16 protein-coding genes are annotated in these 17,582 nt (G+C 43.1%); 7 read left to right on the top strand and 9 right to left on the bottom strand.

Annotated features, from left to right (window positions below; translation table 11 throughout):
* The first annotated feature begins 583 nt into the window (after positions 1-583).
* The 5 genes from petA (at position 584) to JMX63_RS12430 (ending at position 4,489) form a co-directional block, all read left to right on the top strand.
* Positions 584-1,168 carry a ubiquinol-cytochrome c reductase iron-sulfur subunit gene (gene petA / locus JMX63_RS12450; RefSeq protein WP_201572680.1) on the top strand — a complete coding sequence of 195 codons (585 nt, stop codon included), beginning with the start codon at positions 584-586 and terminating at the stop codon, positions 1,166-1,168.
* Between the two features lie 22 nt (positions 1,169-1,190).
* Positions 1,191-2,396, top strand: a complete 1,206-nt coding sequence (locus JMX63_RS12445) for a cytochrome b (RefSeq protein WP_193006695.1) — start codon at positions 1,191-1,193, stop codon at positions 2,394-2,396.
* Positions 2,396-3,109 carry a cytochrome c1 gene (locus tag JMX63_RS12440; RefSeq protein ID WP_201572678.1) on the top strand — a complete coding sequence of 238 codons (714 nt, stop codon included), beginning with the start codon at positions 2,396-2,398 and terminating at the stop codon, positions 3,107-3,109. The genes JMX63_RS12445 and JMX63_RS12440 overlap by 1 nt, the downstream gene beginning before the upstream one ends.
* Positions 3,110-3,304: 195 nt before the next feature.
* Positions 3,305-3,919, top strand: coding sequence for a glutathione S-transferase N-terminal domain-containing protein (locus tag JMX63_RS12435; protein WP_058024136.1), 615 nt, complete (start codon positions 3,305-3,307; stop codon positions 3,917-3,919).
* Between the two features lie 132 nt (positions 3,920-4,051).
* Entirely contained in the window at positions 4,052-4,489 is a 438-nt protein-coding gene (locus JMX63_RS12430) for a ClpXP protease specificity-enhancing factor (RefSeq protein ID WP_201572676.1), read from the top strand.
* A 149-nt stretch (positions 4,490-4,638) separates the two neighbouring features.
* On the opposite strand, the gene dcd is transcribed toward JMX63_RS12430, so the two are convergent.
* The 8 genes from dcd to JMX63_RS12390 form a co-directional block, all read right to left on the bottom strand.
* Complete coding sequence (dcd, locus tag JMX63_RS12425) at positions 4,639-5,214, bottom strand: dCTP deaminase (RefSeq protein WP_058024138.1); 576 nt, start codon at positions 5,212-5,214, stop codon at positions 4,639-4,641.
* Positions 5,215-5,342: 128 nt separating this feature from the next.
* Positions 5,343-6,512, bottom strand: a complete 1,170-nt coding sequence (locus JMX63_RS12420) for a DUF2804 domain-containing protein (RefSeq protein ID WP_201572674.1) — start codon at positions 6,510-6,512, stop codon at positions 5,343-5,345.
* 12 nt (positions 6,513-6,524) lie between these two features.
* Entirely contained in the window at positions 6,525-6,962 is a 438-nt protein-coding gene (locus JMX63_RS12415; protein WP_201572672.1) for a hypothetical protein, read from the bottom strand.
* A 64-nt stretch (positions 6,963-7,026) separates the two neighbouring features.
* Positions 7,027-8,250, bottom strand: a complete 1,224-nt coding sequence (apbC, locus tag JMX63_RS12410; RefSeq protein ID WP_201572670.1) for an iron-sulfur cluster carrier protein ApbC — start codon at positions 8,248-8,250, stop codon at positions 7,027-7,029.
* 196 nt (positions 8,251-8,446) lie between these two features.
* Positions 8,447-9,247 (bottom strand): 3-hydroxybutyrate dehydrogenase, encoded by an 801-nt coding sequence (locus JMX63_RS12405; RefSeq protein ID WP_201572668.1) that lies wholly within the window; start codon positions 9,245-9,247, stop codon positions 8,447-8,449.
* A gap of 141 nt (positions 9,248-9,388) precedes the next feature.
* Positions 9,389-10,018 carry a 3-oxoacid CoA-transferase subunit B gene (locus JMX63_RS12400; protein WP_201572666.1) on the bottom strand — a complete coding sequence of 210 codons (630 nt, stop codon included), beginning with the start codon at positions 10,016-10,018 and terminating at the stop codon, positions 9,389-9,391.
* A 125-nt stretch (positions 10,019-10,143) separates the two neighbouring features.
* Positions 10,144-10,857 carry a CoA transferase subunit A gene (locus JMX63_RS12395; protein ID WP_201572664.1) on the bottom strand — a complete coding sequence of 238 codons (714 nt, stop codon included), beginning with the start codon at positions 10,855-10,857 and terminating at the stop codon, positions 10,144-10,146.
* A gap of 255 nt (positions 10,858-11,112) precedes the next feature.
* On the bottom strand, positions 11,113-12,453 hold the full coding sequence (locus tag JMX63_RS12390) for a short-chain fatty acid transporter (RefSeq protein WP_201572662.1): 1,341 nt from the start codon (positions 12,451-12,453) through the stop codon (positions 11,113-11,115).
* Between the two features lie 376 nt (positions 12,454-12,829).
* Here JMX63_RS12390 and JMX63_RS12385 point away from each other — a divergent pair, with 376 nt between their 5' ends.
* Both JMX63_RS12385 and metG read left to right on the top strand, forming a co-directional pair.
* The gene (locus tag JMX63_RS12385; RefSeq protein WP_201572660.1) at positions 12,830-14,245 is read left to right on the top strand and encodes a GntP family permease; all 1,416 of its coding nucleotides are present in this window, start codon (positions 12,830-12,832) and stop codon (positions 14,243-14,245) included.
* A 359-nt stretch (positions 14,246-14,604) separates the two neighbouring features.
* Positions 14,605-16,701 (top strand): methionine--tRNA ligase, encoded by a 2,097-nt coding sequence (gene metG, locus JMX63_RS12380; protein WP_201572658.1) that lies wholly within the window; start codon positions 14,605-14,607, stop codon positions 16,699-16,701.
* Between the two features lie 96 nt (positions 16,702-16,797).
* On the opposite strand, the gene JMX63_RS12375 is transcribed toward metG, so the two are convergent.
* A complete protein-coding gene (locus JMX63_RS12375) occupies positions 16,798-17,187 on the bottom strand; it encodes a hypothetical protein (protein ID WP_201572656.1) in 390 nt (129 codons plus the stop codon).
* Positions 17,188-17,582 lie beyond the last annotated feature (395 nt).

Genomic DNA, 17,582 nt, shown 5'->3' with positions numbered 1-17,582 from the left:
CAAAAAGTGGTCGATGCCAATCCGTAACTGGACGTCTGCTCTGAATCGTTTTATGATTATGTTTGATGACCGTATCAGCAAGCATTTAATCTAAACGGCAGTTACACAGAATTCGGGATGGTCTCGATAAACAAGTTTCTGATAGTCTGACAAAACATTATTAATCATTGTGAAGGCATCACCACTTTATTATATAGAGTGGTGATATTTGTTTTACAGCAACTTACAAAGTAGTTAGATGGTGAAAGTTAGTGAACATTACCTTAATTTCAAGTATCATTCGCTATTGCTGAAAATCCTTATTATTTATAAGGTCATCACATCATAATCCTTGTTAAAGCAAAGTTAGCGTTAAACGTTGATAATCCAACTGTTTTAGTTTGATTGTCATATTCAACCTTCTAATATGTCCTATTGAGGTTGCTTTATTTTTAACGCAATAATTTATTTTATCACCGAAATAGCTTAGAATAGCAACAATTAGCAAAATTAGGCACAGCTAAAGTGGCTTGATATTGTATATTTTCTAAGCCACAAACCCAGTGTGGGATAATCCCATTTCATTCACCTGGAGGAAGTATTAATGAGCCAAGCCGAAGGCGTTAATGTACAACGCCGTAGAGTTCTTATTGCCTCAACTGCCGCGATTGGTGCAGCTGGGGTAGCTGCCGTGGCGACACCTTTTGTCCGTTCTTGGTACCCAAGCGCTAAAGCTGAGGCTGCAGGGGCTGCAGTGACCCAAGATATTGGTTCTATCGAAGATGGACAAATGATCGTCGTCAAATACCGTGGTAAACCTATTTATGTGGTTAAGCGCACCGCAGACATGGTTGCAGGATTAGAGTCAGTCAAACCTCTATTATCCGATCCTGAGTCTGATGCGTCTCTACAACCTGAATATTGCAAAAATCCTACTCGCTCTTTAGATCCAACCGTATTGGTGGTCGAAGGCGTTTGCACACATTTGGGCTGTGCACCAAACTACCGTCCTGATGTGGGCGCGGTGGATTTAGGTGGTAATGATTGGTACGGCGGATTTTTCTGTCCGTGTCACGGGTCAAAATATGACTTAGCAGGTCGCGTATATAGCGGCGTTCCTGCACCACTTAATTTACCCGTTCCAGAATATGGTATGGATGGTACCATCTTGACGGTTGGGGAGGCTTAATATGAGTATGGGTAAAAAGTTAATGCATTGGGTGGACGCGCGTTTTCCAGCGACCGAAACCTATGAATACCATATGTCAAAGTACTACGCACCAAAGAACTTTAACTTTTGGTACTTCTTTGGCGTGCTATCGATGATTGTACTGGTCAACCAATTGGTGACTGGTATATGGCTTACGATGATGTACAACCCAAGTGCCGAAGGGGCATTTGCGTCTGTTGAATACATCATGCGTGATGTAAAAGGTGGCTGGCTCATTCGCTATATGCACTCAACCGGCGCATCTGCGTTTTTCGTCGTTGTATACCTGCATATGTTTAGAGCCTTGCTATATGGTTCATACCAAAAACCTCGTGAGCTTATTTGGCTTATCGGTATGGGTATCTACCTCGCACTTATGGCAGAAGGTTTCTTCGGTTACCTACTACCTTGGGGCAACATGTCATTCTGGGGTGCTCAGGTTATCTTGAACTTACCTGCAGCATTACCTGTTATTGGTGATGGCCTTGCTGAATGGGTACGTGGTGACTATATCATCTCTGGTATTACCCTAAACCGTTTCTTTGCTCTACACGTTGTTGCTATTCCATTAGTACTCGTGGGCCTAGTATTTATGCATATTGTGGCGTTGCACCATGTGGGTTCGAACAACCCTGATGGCATCGACATCAAAAAGCTAAAAGATAAAAATGGTGTGCCTTTAGACGGTATCGAATTCCATCCGTACTACACTGTGCATGACATGGTTGGTATCGTAGTATTCTTTATCTGTTTCTTTGCAGTGGTATTCTTCTTCCCAGAAGGCGGCGGTTTCTTCCTTGAGCCACCAAACTTTGAGACAGCGAACTCACTGAAAACACCAGCGCATATTGCACCAGTATGGTACTACACGCCTTTCTACGCTATCTTGCGTGCTGTTCCTGATAAGCTGGGCGGTGTCATCGCCATGGGTGCGGCCATCGCTGTACTATTCTTGATACCGTGGCTCGACAGATCACCTGTACGCTCAATACGCTACAAAGGTATCTTGTCTAAGATTGCACTAACTGTATTTGCTATTAGCTTTGTGGTACTAGGCTACTTAGGTGCAACACCTGCAACGCCAACTGCGACTATTATGGCTCGTGTATTCACGATTCTATATTTCTTGTTCTTCTTACTGATGCCGTTCTATACTGCCATTGAGAAGTGTAAACAGCCACCAGAACGCGTTACCGGAGGTCACTAATGAGCACGCTAATTAAATCCCTAGCTGGTCTAGGCTTAGGCGCGGCATTGACCTTGACTGCTGGTACAGCAATGGCTGAAGGCAGTGGTTGTGGCACGTTTACTAATGCTGAAGGTGTTGATGAGCATTTGGCTTGTAGTACTGCCCCTATTGATTTTACCAATAAGGGCTCGCTACAAAACGGTGCAAAAATCTTTATGAACTACTGTGCTGGGTGCCACTCAGCCAAGTATGTTCGTCACTCGCGTATTGCACAAGATTTAGAGATACCGCCTGAGTTGGTTGAAAAGTATTTGATGGTTACTACCGATCAAATCGGTGACCACATTACTGCTGAGATCGATCCTGAGATTCAAGCATCTTGGTTTGGCGCAGCGCCGCCTGATCTATCACTTGAGACACGTCTGCGTGGCGACGACTGGGTATATACTTACCTACTGTCGTTCTATGAAGATCCAAGCCGTCCTTGGGGTGCAAACAACTTAGTACTGGCCAATGCAGCGATGCCTCACGTATTGCATAACATGCAAGAAGAGTTGAGCCAAGAAGAGTTTGAATCTGAAGTTGGTGACTTGGTTAACTTTATGGCGTGGATGGGTGAACCTGCTCGTCACGACCGTCAAGTAATTGGTTTCTTTGTAATTCTATTCTTATTAGTACTGCTCATCCCAGTTTACTTATTGAATAAAGAATTCTGGAAAGATGTCAAATAAGTCATAGTCAGCAGTTAGTTTTTAGAAATAAAAAAGGCACTACTTCGGTAGTGCTTTTTTGTGCCTTGATATATAGCATAAATACTAGATATGCCGGAAAATAAGCCACTCAGCGCTAATGTTTACGTACACTACCTTGATAAACGTTGCGAGTTTGTTTACGATGACAACCTTCACTATTAACATTAGGCTTTCATGATTGATGCGAATGACATTCCAAGTAGTCAGCTAATTTTGTATGCTGATGACGGCTACGACAGTCATGTGGTACGCCTATTACTTGAAGAAAAAAAGCTCGCTTACTATTTGTCTCGCTTACATTCTGAGCGCCCTGAAGATTTGACTGAGCTAAACCCTTATCATACTTTGCCTGTATTACAGCAGCGTGAGATTGCGCTTTATGAGATTAACGTCATTTTTGAATATCTTGAGGAGCGCTATCATACAAATAAACTGCTCCCTGAGACACCGCAAGAGCGTGCACAATTTCGCCAATTGGCTTGGCGCATTCAGCGTGATTGGTTAGTACTTGGCAAGCGCTTGTTGACGCATCCAGATAGCTTTAATAAAGCGCAGGCTGCCGTTGCCAAAAAACAGCTCAGTGATTCATTAATTACTCTGTCACCCCTGTTCGCTCATAAGCCTTATTTTATGGCTGATGAGTTCGGTTGGTGTGACGTGTTATTAGCACCACTATTATGGCGATTAGATGAGATGGGTATTGAGCTGCCACGTGCCATTAGTCGTCCATTGTTTGAATATCAAACGAGAGTGTTTGAGCGCAGTAGCTTCCAAAAAAGCGTGCGTTGATTAGACAAGTATCAAAAGCTGTCCTAAAATAAAGTATAAATAAGATAAACGTTAATTAGCATTTGTCATTTGATAAGTCGCTGAACAAGATATTTTTCATTATTAAAAATTATTAGTATAGGAAATCATTAGATGAGCGAAACCACCTCTATTACACCTACCCGCCCTTATATGGTACGCGCACTATATCAATGGATAGAAGACAACGCTCTGACGCCATACTTGATGGTCGATGCCACTGCTGACAATGTGCAAATACCAATCGAGCATGTACAAGACGGTCGTATCGTATTAAATATCGCCAGCCGTGCTACTGGTAACATGAGTATGGAAAATGACTATATTCATTTTAGCGCGCGCTTCGGTGGCGTCTCACAAGAAATCTGGGTACCGCTTACTGCGGTGATGGGGATTTATGCTAAAGAGAACTCGCAAGGGATGTTCTTTGATCCAAAAGAGTATGACAACTATCAGCCAGAAGACGACTCAGCACCAATGTCTAACAACAGTCCTGCTAAAGCACCTAAACCAAAGCGCGATAATAAAGCGGGTTTAAAGGTCCTAAAATAAAAATTCTGGAAGTAAATAGAACCTTAGACCAGTTCTCTTTAACACAATAAAAAAGCTAGCCATATTTAATATGACTAGCTTTTTTATTAACTATTTAAAGGCTTATTAACTTTCTATAACTGATAAGCTTTTAAACGGACACCTACTGATTAGGTTCTTGGCAGTGTCACGCCGCGCTGACCTTGGTATTTACCACCACGATCCTTATAACTGGTCTCACAGACATCATCAGCATCGCTTTGGAAAAACAGCATTTGCGCAACGCCTTCGCCAGCATAGATACGGGCTGGCAGATTGGTGGTATTACTAAACTCTAAAGTAACGTGCCCTTCCCACTCTGGCTCAAGTGGCGTCACGTTGACGATGATACCGCAACGCGCATACGTTGATTTACCTAGGCAAATAGTCAATACATCACGCGGAATACGGAAATACTCCATAGTACGAGCTAAAGCAAACGAATTAGGTGGAATGATACACTCGTCACCAACGATATCGATAAAGCTTTTATCATCGAAGTTTTTAGGATCAACGACCACTGAATGTACGTTGGTAAAAACTTTAAATTCAGGAGCACAGCGCACATCATAACCGTAGCTTGAGGTGCCGTAGCTAACCAAACGCTCGCCTGCATCATTAAAGCGTACTTGACCTGGCTCGTACGGTTCAATCATGCCGTGCTCTTCAGCCATTTTACGAATCCAGCGGTCAGACTTGATAGACATTGTTGTTCCTTAGCAAATATTTAATAGCGACGATTATACGGAATTGACGGCTAGATTTATAGAGGGGCGGCTACTTAAAACTGAATACAGCCAATAATCTCATTTACCCCCATGTTATATCTCAGAAACTACCATTTGGCAAAATGATCTTCTGCGAGCCCCATGACATTATCAAGCCTAATAACTTCATCTCTTATTCGAATTTCACCACTATAAAAACCTATCCACTGCTCAAAGATACTGGCTATCACACCAAAATTATCGGTCTTTTTATAAACGGTAATCGGTGTAAAGCTCAAATCAATATCGACATTGCTCCACCCGAGATTTTGATGATAAATACGCCACGGCTTTGTGGCGCTAGCATCACTTTCTACACTTTCTATGCTTGGCTCAAGACTGTCTGGCTGACTTGATCGAATATTTGAATCCTCACGAGCAAACATAACGGGTGGTAAATAGAATATCTGCCCATCAAGCCAACAAGCATTTTCACTGGCTCCTGTCTCATTGACACCCATAGACAGATTGAGCAAAAAGCGACGGCCATCTGACAAATAGCTAGTGATACAGCTCCAAAACCAATTGGTCTCATGACGCATATAGCCGAGTGTCCAATCTAGATTGGCAATAGTAGCATCGGTGAATTTTATTTTTTGAGGTTGAGCATCAGGAGCATCAGGAGCATCAGTATGAAATTTTGACTTGGCTTTAATGAGTAAATGCCCAGATAGTGCGGTCAACGGCTCTTTTTGCGTAAACGTCCAGCCACGCCTACCAGTCGGCGTACATATGGCTAACGGTTGTGCGCTTCGTGCTAACGCTGCCGTTATTGCAACATACTGACTGTCGAGCGCAATATTTATCTGAGCAGGACTAAAATCCAAGGTGACGCTGAGCTTTGTATGTGTAAATGCCATCTGCCCTTGATAACCATCACCATCTAAGTGCGTATGATGCGTCAAAGGCTGTAGCGCTTCACAGACTTCCAGCTGCTGAGTATCCTCATTATAAATGTAAACGAAAGCACTAGTCGCAAGCTTAATCGTTGCGAGCGCGAGGCACACTCGATACGGGGGTTGGAGTATCTGAATGAAGCAGAATTGGTTGGCTTTTAGTTCTTTACGCCAGTTAGGTAAGGATTTTTGTGAAATGAGATGACTATAATAATCTAAGTAATTGATACTTTTGACTTGGGAGGAAACACCAAAAACAGGCTGACCATTTTGGATAAGATATTCGAGATTTGCCAGTTTTAAGTTGGCGGCAGTATACGGTTTGTCGTGGCTTTTATTCATGATATCGGCATCCTAGCCAAATTTTTCTAAAGGTACTATCTGTCCTTGATAGCTCACGGTGCTATGTGAAATCCTTCTTCTTGCCTGTACAGCACCCACAAAAAATGCTTCAGTTATCACCTTAACTTCAATATTGGTTAATCCATCTGCTAGTGTTTCTGTAACATTGATTGATGCAAGCGCACTTACCCATAAAAAGTGTCTTGGAAACTTTTTTAACAGCTCAGCGAGAGCCTTTGTGAATTTGTTAAAATCGGCAATTACCATTCGGCGATTGCTAAAGTCAGCATTAATCTGATAGCGTTTGCTACTACCATCTTTGTAGTAGCAAACGGCAATCAACTGATTGTTTAAGAGTTCAATGATGTATATCGGCGGGCGAAATAATCGTAAGACTCTATACTGCTTGGGAGTATTGTCTAAATGGCTTTGATAAATAGATAAGTTCAAAATACCCTCTTTTTAGACAATACATTCACTTTAAAAGTCGCCAGCTTAGGCTACTTCTCCATTATCAAAAAATCCGCTTATCATCGACAGGCTTTGCAAATTTATTGATATTGGTTTCGATGTTTTTGGCAATATCTAGATAATACTGTGCAAACTCATCATCAGCTAAGACGCTTGGCACACCTTTATCAACTTGTGCACGAATGCCACTGGCAAGTGGTAGCTGACCCAATAGCGGTACCTGATACTGCTCAGCGATAAACTCACCGCCACCCGTACCAAAGATCGCTTCGGTGTGGTTACAATTGCTACAAGTGTGTAGCGCCATGTTTTCAACCACACCAAGCACAGGAATATTAGTCTTGTTAAACATCTCAACGCCTTTTTGCGCATCGAGCAAGGCAACATGCTGCGGTGTCGTGACAATGACAGCACCCGTGACTGGAATACGCTGCGCTAATGTCAGCTGTATATCACCCGTACCTGGTGGCATATCAATCACTAGATAGTCCAGCTGCGGCCAATTGGTTTGATTATATAGCTGCATCAATGCACCCGTTGCCTTCGGTCCACGCCATGCAACAGGGGTATTATCTCCATCGAGCAAGCTACCGATAGAGAGCATTGCCATACCATGCGCATCGACTGGTACGAATTGCTCGTTTTCTAATTGCGGCTTCACATCAGCAACGCCTAGCATCGTTGGCATACTAGGACCATAGATATCAGCATCTAGCACACCAACGCGGTTGCCAAGCTTCTGTAATGCTAGTGCGATGTTGACCGTCGTTGTCGATTTACCAACACCGCCTTTACCTGATGCCACGACAATAATATGACGGATACGAGGATGCGCGGCCAACGATGCTTGCGTAGGTGCAGCTTTCGTAATCGGTGGCTCAACGTTAGTGTTACTAGCATTGTTATCAGCGCCAGATGAAGACTGAGATTCCATCGCATTGGTTGTCTTTGGCATCTGCTTTGGTAAGCTCGAGCCTGAACCTTTTTCTGGCGCAGGCAGACGCACATTCATATGAATCGTCGTAATACCATGCGGATGTAGCAACTGCCCAAGCTCCTGCTGGATAGCTTCAGGGTTGCTGTCTTTTGGCAAACGCAGGTCTAACGTAAGTGCTTCGCCATCACGCTCAAGTCCTGTGACCATCGTGGCAATACTGACGGCACCTATCTCATATCCAAGTAGGACTTTGTCGACGGCACTATCACGCTCTGCCTGCTGCTGAGGCGTTTCGGTTTTTGTGGTTTTTTTCTTCATAAAGTTAAACATAGCTACTATTATGGCCTATACAAGTGGGTAGATCTGACAAATCGCTCAAGTCGTCTCGTTGCGCATATTACAACCGATAACGTTAATGAGTATATTAGCCAAACCTTCTATCGTGACAGTGTAGCTGAATTGGACTCATAAAAAAACCACAACGCCAGTAGGTCTGGCGTTGTGGTATATGCAAATTGTATATATATTAATTCATAAACCAACCATGACTGGCAACGATAGATTGTCCAGTGAATACATTGGTTGGGAAAGCCGCTAAAAATAGCGCCAATTGGGCAATATCTTCTACTGTCGTAAACTCTTTATCTACGGTATTGACCAGCATGATATCGTTAATAACCGACTCTTCACTGATGCCCTTTTCAGCTGCTTGTTCTGGGATTTGTTTTTCTACCAATGGTGTTTTGACAAATCCTGGGCAAATCACATGCGAGCGTACCTTATGCGCTGCACCTTCTTTGGCTAACACACGGCACAGTCCTAGTAGTCCGTGCTTCGCGGTTACATAAGGGGCTTTATACAATGAGGCCTCATGCGAATGAGCAGAGCCCATATAAATAACTGTGCCGCCTTTATCACCTTTATACATGTGTTTAATCGCGGCTTTAGTGGTCAAAAAAGCGCCATCTAAGTGGATATTAAGCATTTTCTTCCAATCGCTAAACGCCATTTTATCGATTGGATCAATGATCTGAATACCAGCATTAGAAACCAAAATATCAATACTACCAAAAGCATCAACTAGCTGTTGTACACCATCGTTTACCGCATCTTCTGAGGTAACATCCATAGCAATCGCCAGAGCACGTCCACCAGCAGCTTCAATAGCATCAACCGTCTTTTGTGCCGCGTCAAAATTAATGTCGGCAATACCAACCGCTGCACCTGCTTTTGCATAAGTTTCAGCGATGTCACGTCCGATACCACTTGCAGAGCCAGTAACCAATGCTACTTTGCCTGTCAAATCTTGTTCTAATTGGGTCGCCATACATATTCCTTATCATGGTCTAAAATATTATTAGTTTTTATAAAGCTGAACTGAACAAATACGCCACTATAATCATAGTGGCGTATTTATTTGCGGGATAAAACATATTAGTCTTACGACAGTCACTTTACTGTACAAAGTTTACTGAATAATACTTACTGGTGTTTTTTCTTGTAGTTCGTCAAAGCTCACACCATCTGCTAATTCAACCAGTTTTAGTCCTTCATCAGTAACGTCTAATACAGCAAGCTCAGTAACGATACGATCAACCACGCCTTTACCCGTCAATGGTAGCTCACAGTTTGCCAAAATTTTTGGTTCGCCATGCTTATTGACTTGCTCCATCAATACAATCACCCGCTGTACACCTGCGACCAAATCCATCGCGCCGCCCATGCCTTTAACCATCTTTTTGGGAATCATCCAGTTGGCAAGATCGCCTTTTTCTGAGACTTCCATTGCGCCCAATATGGCCAAGTTGACATGACCACCACGAATCATTGAGAAAGACTCTGAGCTACTAAAATAGCTAGCACCAGCTTCTGCTGTCACTGTTTGCTTGCCCGCATTAATCAGGTCCGCATCGACGTTTTCTGCTGTAGGAAACTCACCAATACCTAGCAAGCCATTCTCTGATTGTAGCCATACGTCTACGCCTTCAGGAATGTAGTTGGCGACCAACGTTGGGAGACCGATGCCTAGGTTCACATAGTAGCCATCTTGTAGCTCTTTTGCAGCGCGTTGCGCCATTTGCTCTCTTGTCCATGCCATGCTGATTTCCTTATTTTTTGCGATATTCTATTTTTATTCATCTGAATCGTTAGTTATCTAAACAATTAGCTATCTAAGTTATTATCAATCTAAAAACTGACGATAAGTTTCAACCATGATTTTATCTAAGCGCCTTCTAGCGCTTTAGTCGTGGTTTTTTCGATACGTTTTTCAGGGCTAGCATTCAATACAATACGTTGAACAAAAATACCTGGTAGATGCACTTCATCCGGATCAAATGTGCCCGTTTCGACAATTTCTTCGACTTCGACGATAGTGATTTTTCCAGCCATTGCACAGTCTGGGTTGAAATTACGAGCGGTTTTATTAAATATCAAGTTGCCCGCTTTATCGGCCTTTTGTGCTTTGATGAGTGCTACATCCGCGCGTAATGAATGCTCTAACACATAAGTACGACCATCAAAATCACGTGTCTCTTTACCTTCGGCAACCAAGGTGCCCACGCCAGTTGCTGTGTAAAACGCAGGAATACCAGCACCGCCTGAGCGTAGCTTTTCGGCCAAGGTGCCTTGCGGGGTTAGCTCAACTTCTAACTCGCCTGCCAAGTACTGGCGCTCAAACTCTTTGTTTTCGCCCACGTACGATGAAATCATTTTCTTGATTTGGCGGGTCTGTAGTAGCAGACCAAGTCCGAAATCATCGACGCCAGCGTTGTTGCTGATACAGGTCAGCTCTTTAACGCCACTATCACGTAGTGCTTCGATCAATGCTTCAGGAATGCCGCATAGACCAAAACCACCGATAGCGAGTGTTTGCCCATCTTTAACAATACCGCTTAGTGCCTCTTCAGCACTGTTATATACTTTTGATTGACTCATGTTTGTCTCCTATGACTGTTATTTATATTTTTAATTCGTGCATAAACTAATGCTGAATTAAATGTCTCAATTATCCGTTTGATTGTTGCTTTTAATAAAACCTAACAGTGAAAATTCATCATGCTTATTTTTCTTTTGAGCGTTATAACGCCATATAGTCGATTCAATTTAAAAATAGTACAAGGCAACCGAGTGTAGATGTATATTAAATACTTCAAGCGAGGTTAACGCAGTAGTATTTTTATAGTGGAATGACTATACCAATAGCCAGAACACGCCCATGATAATGGCACCAGAGACTGCCAGTACTATTAGGCAGTAGCCCATGATAGCGCGTGCATCCAAACCTGCGATACCCAATAATGGCAACGCCCAAAACGGTTGAATCATGTTTGTCCATGCGTCACCCCATGCAATCGCCATTGCAGTAATGGCTGGACTAACACCCAGTTCGATACCAGCAGGAATCATAACAGGGCCTTGTACCGCAAACTGTCCACCGCCCGATGGTACAAAGACGTTGACCAAGCCAGCACTTAAAAATGCAAAAATCGGAAAGCTGTCTGCGGAAGCGGAATTGACAAAAAACTCGGTCACTTGCGTACTGATAGAGATACCATCAGCATTTGCACCTGTCATGATGCCCATGATACCGCCGTAGAACGGGAACAATAGCACAATACCTGTGATGCCACCTATCCCCGAGTGTACGGCACGATAATAACGCTCTAACGTGCCATGCGATAGCAAACCTATAAATAGGAATAGCCCAATGACGATATTTAGCCCTAGGTTAAAACCGTTACTACCAAACTCGCTGATATAGTACATCAGTGCTAAGGCCAATAAGATGACAGCAATAATACGGCTATCATCTAGCTTTTGTGCAGGCGTGTCTCTTTGGGGCGCGACGTAGATCTCTTCTTTGATCAGCTTAGGATCAATAACCGTAGGGTTTTTAGGATGCATAAAGCGATTTAGCAGAGGCAAAATAATGATAAGTAAACCTACTAGCAGCATGTTGTAGCCTGCAAATACCGTCTGCGATAAAGGTACTGCTTCGGTCATGGTATTGCCTGACAGCGTCTGTAGCGTATCACCGCCCGAGCTAAGTGTCAGCGGTATCGAACCTGAAAAACCGCCATGCCAAATCACGAAACCTGAATACGCGGCAGCGACCAATAGCGGATAGTCGACGTTGGCCACTTTTTTTGCCAAGGCTTTGGCAAAGATAGCCCCGATGATCAGACCGAAACCCCAGTTTATCCATGAACCAACCAATCCCACCAAGGTCGATACGATAATGGCGGTCGTAGGAGAGTGAACACGACTAGCCAGATTGTCCAATAAGCGTTGAATGAATGGCGCACTGGCAAAGGCATAGCCTGTCACTAAAACCAATGCCATTTGCATGGCAAAGCTATGCAGTGACCACAGTCCATTGCCCCAATGCCCTGCCATCGCAATCATATCTTGGCCAGTAATTGCCAGTCCTACAGCAAATGCAATGAGGGTCAATACGATCGAAAACACGAATGGGGATGGTAGATAGCGGTTGACTAACTGTACGCTCGCATTAGTGATGGCACTAAACATATTCACATTCCTTGTAAATTTGATGTTTGGTTTTAAGAGTTATTATTAGAGCTTTATCAGACTTGAGAGCGACGACTGCATACTCTACCTGATAAATGGCACGCATTATATTTTACATTATTATCCATAACAATACATTTTATCTCGCTATATCATGCGTGAAACAGTTGTGATAACTTAACATATTATTTTCGTAGTGATTAGAAAATAACCCAAGAGCACGCGAGTCAACAAAGTATTCCTTATCCTTCAATAATATCGCAATTGGATTTATGTTTAATAAAATATAAAAAATAAGGTTTTTTGATTAATTTTATTGACCTATATCGATAAGCGCGACATACTCGCTGTCTTAATTTTGCCAAGGAGGGCTATCATGTTTAGTACATTTGCGATTGTCATCACCCTATTATTACTCATGTTTTTTGCTTATCGCGGTTATTCTGTGCTGATCCTAGCACCGATTATGGCGACGCTGGCAGTCTTACTATCAGGTGACTTCTTAAACACCATCCCCGCTTATACCGATGTTTTTATGGGCGCGTTAAGTGGATTCTTGCTTAAGTTTTTTCCTATATTCTTGCTAGGGGCACTATTTGGCCGTCTAATGGCAGACTCTGGCGCAGCAACCGCCATTGCCAATACGGTCGTCGAAAAGCTCGGTGCTAGCAAGGCCATCCTTGCGGTGATTTTGGTCTGTGCTATTTTGACCTATGGCGGCGTATCGTTGTTCGTTGTGGCTTTTGCTATTTATCCAATCGCCAAAGACTTGTTTAGAGCAGCCGATATCCCAAAACGTTTGATTCCAGCAGCGATTGCTCTAGGATCATTTACGTTTACGATGACTGCACTGCCAGGCACGCCAGCCATTCAAAACGCTATTCCCATTCCTTACTACAATACCAACGTATTTGCCGCCCCTATCTTGGGTATCATCGGCGGTACGATCATGTTTATTTGTGGTTGGATGTGGCTGCAATCACGTGCCAGAAAAGCCAATGCAGCGGGCGAAGGCTATGGTCAGCATGATGAAGAGGATACAGGTAGCATTGGTGCGGCGGCAAAAGAAGCTGAGGTATTAAACACTCATCACACTTCTTTTACCATTGCGATGATTCCGCTGGTATTGGTCATTGGTTTGAACGCTATATTGACCTATGTGGTATTCCCGTCGATAGATTTCAGTAGTCTACAAACTCAGTTCCCAGACTTGAATATCGCAGGCTCACTTGGGTTATGGTCAATTATTATCTCGTTGGTCGTGGCTTGTGTGGTGTTAATTCTGCTACGTATTGGACACTGGAATAATCTACAAAAAACCATCAACCGTGGTACTTATGATTCGATGTTGCCTATTTTTAACACGGCATCAGAAGTGGGTTACGGTGCAGTTATCGCGTCGCTCGCAGGCTTCCTTATCATTCGTGATAGCATTTTAAACCTTACCCCTGACAACCCTCTGATCTCAGAAGCCGTCGCGATGACCACGCTTGCTGGTATCACAGGCTCATCGTCTGGCGGTTTGAGTATTGCGCTGTCGACATTAGGTGAAGACTATCTAAGAATGGCCGTCAATGCGGGTATCGACCCTGAGCTGATGCACCGCGTAGCCGTTATGGCGGCAGGTGGTCTTGATACGCTTCCGCACAGTGGCGCGGTCATCACCTTGCTAGCGATTTGTGGTCTGACCCATAAGCAATCTTATTTAAATTTGGCGATGGTTACGATGGTTATTCCATTGGTCGCTGTGGTTGCTGTTATTATCTTAGGGACGATGTTTGGTTCATTCTAAGGTAGATTATCGCTTAGCCATTTATTGTGACTAACCACTGGTATCTAAACGAATAATAGATAAATAAAAAACCCACTCGGCATACTGCTTGGTGGGTTTTTTCATGGCTGATTGATAACTAATCTATAATGACCAGATTCAATGCAAGGCTATTGTTTGTGGTTAATTAGTGCTTGCCAAATGAGAAGTAATTACCAAGGAATATCACAAAATTATCTGAATTACGGTATCATAGGCACACTTTTTGAATTTTTATTATTTTTAGAAGTTTTTAGCATTAACGATGTCGCATCGATGAGCGATGAGCCGCTTAAGATGTTCGATAACTAACCCGTTTATATAAAAATATAGGTGATTTTGTGCGTGAGATTCTAGTAACCAGTGCGCTGCCCTACGCCAATGGCTATATCCATTTGGGGCATCTTGTAGAATACATTCAGACAGACATTTGGGTACGTGCGATGAAAGCGCAAGGCCATCAGGTCACCTATGTCTGCGCGGATGACGCACACGGTACGGCAATCATGCTAAAAGCAGAAGCCAATGGCGTCACGCCAGAGGAGCAAATTGCCTCAGTCAAAGCCTCACACGAAGCAGATTTTTCAAAGTTCCTGATCAACTTTGATAACTATCACAGCACTCATTCAGAAGAAAACAAACACTTCTCTGAGCTGATTTATCGTCGCCTAAATGATGCTGGTCATATCAGCACAAAAGATGTCGAGCAGCTATTTGATCCTGAAAAGCAACTATTCTTAGCCGATCGCTTTGTCAAAGGTACTTGTCCAGAATGTGATTCACCAGACCAGTACGGCGATAACTGTGAAGTATGTGGCACCACTTACGATGCAACGGATCTAAAAGACCCGCATTCGACACTGTCTAATGCAACGCCTGTGCTCAAAACCTCTAAGCATTATTTCTTTGATTTGCCAGAGTTTGAGCAGTTCTTACAGGACTGGACGCGCAGTGACAATCGCTTGCAAACCTCAGTCGCCAACAAGCTACAAGAATGGTTTGATGCAGGACTTACCAGCTGGGACATCTCGCGCGATGCGCCCTACTTCGGCTTCCAAATTCCAGATACCCCAAGTGATGAGCCAGATAAATACTTTTACGTATGGCTAGATGCGCCAGTGGGCTACATGGCAAGCTTTAAGAACCTATGTGATAAGCGTGCAGGGACAGAGCAAGCACTTGATTTTGACCGCTACTGGGCACAAGAAAACGAGCACAAAACCGAAGTTTATCACTTCATCGGCAAAGACATTGTTTATTTCCACGCCCTATTCTGGCCTGCCATGCTAGCAGGTAGTGAGCTGCGCACGCCAACAGGTGTTTTTGCCCATGGCTTCTTGATGGTCAATGGCGAAAAAATGAGTAAGTCACGTGGTACTTTTATCAAGGCCGAGACTTATGCTGAGCACTTACATCCTGAATATCTGCGTTATTACTTTGCCAGCAAACTGTCTGATAAAGTTGAAGACATCAACTTAGACTTAGAAGACTTTATGCAAAAGGTCAACTCTGACTTGGTTGGTAAAGTCGTCAATATCGCCAGTCGTAGTGCAGGGTTCTTGGTTAAGAAGTACGACGGCATGCTGTCAGAAATTTGCGTCGAGTCAGAGCTATTAGAAGACATTACCAAAACGGGCGATGAGATTGCTGCTGCCTATGAGAATCGTGAATTCTCGCGTGCTATGCGTTTAATCATGCAATGTGCGGACAAAGCCAACGAATATATCGATGCCAAAAAACCATGGTCACTAGCGAAGTTGGAGGGTACTGAGCAAGAGGTTCAAGACGTCTGCTCGGTCGCTATCAATATCTTCCGTCAATTGATGGTTTATCTTGCGCCAGTATTGCCTGAGCTAACTAATAATGCTAAAGCGTTCTTAAATCTTGATGATTTAAGCTTTGCCAGTCGTAATGAGTGGTTACTAGGTCATAAAATCAACAAATTCAAACCACTGATGCAGCGTATCGAAGAAAAAGATATCGAAGCCATGGTAGAAGACTCCAAAGCGTCATTGGCTCAAGCCGATGCACCTGCCGCGACTACAGACAGTAAATCTGCTGCTAAAAATGAAGCGTCAGCAGAGATGAATACAGATGATGAGCAAACGGACTACATTGGTATTGAAGACTTTGCTAAAGTTGAGATGAAAGTCGCACACGTTTTAGAGTGTAACCATGTAGAAGGCGCAGACAAATTACTACAGTTCACGTTAGATGTCGGCGAAGACAAGCCACGTAACGTGTTTAGCGGTATTCGTAAGTTCTATGAGCCTGAGCAACTGACGGGTAAGAAAGTCATTTGCGTGACCAACCTTGCCCCGCGTAAAATGAAATTTGGCGTATCAGAAGGCATGGTATTGTCAACTGGCGAGCCAAAGACAGGCTTAACCGTCGTTACCTTGCCAGATGCTTGTGTTGTTGGTGATGTGTTGGCTTAACGGTTATTTTTAGGATTAAGAAATAAAAAAAGATGCTCTAAGTGGCATCTTTTTTTATGGCTGATTTAGCAAATTACTAAAAACCAAACCTGATACTTATCTGCTCAAAATATCGATGATCTGCAACGTATCATTAATCACCGTCACAATGTTATTTTCTGGCGTACGAATACGAACGTAACGGTCATCATAACGGTCTAAAACGACAGAGCGGTCATAATCCCTTCTATCAATCTTTCCGACTACTCTATAACCATATCTATCAAGATCACGCTTAAATGAAGCATTTGGGCTAGCATTGCGATAAGCGTTAATACTTGGGTGGGCGTTGCCACTATGCTTATAGTTTTTACTAACATGGGCAGAGTTACCTTTGCTATTACCGTGCCCGTTTCCATGACCATCTTTTGCCATAGCAGGCAATCCAATCAAAGAAGTAGCAGTGATACCGGCGATGGTTAATAATTTAAGATTAGCAGTGTTCATAATATTATCCTTAAAATGGTCATTCGAAAAAGTTAGATAAGTTATAAGGACTATTTCATATCCACTATTCAGCACAATGTCATCCAAATGACTGGATTATCTCTAGAATTATCATGTTTCTCGTATGAAAATTAGCTTACGTTAATTATGAAGTGAGTACGTAATAGATGCGTTGCTAGGATGTAAGCGTTTTGCATATGGTTTGAGCAAACAAAAGTACCCTAGCGGCATCCGTTATATTCAAATCTACATAAGAGCTTCAATGCACCACGCGTCTTGATAAGATAAAAAGAAGTGATGATTTTTTTATTATCCATCACCATGACCGCTACAGATTAATTTCTTATTGCGATAACTTACATTACTGTCATAATATGAACATAATAATCGATGGA

Source organism: Psychrobacter nivimaris, from assembly GCF_904846365.1.
Classification (GTDB): domain Bacteria; phylum Pseudomonadota; class Gammaproteobacteria; order Pseudomonadales; family Moraxellaceae; genus Psychrobacter; species Psychrobacter nivimaris_B.
This window is presented reverse-complemented; position numbering and strand designations above follow the sequence as displayed.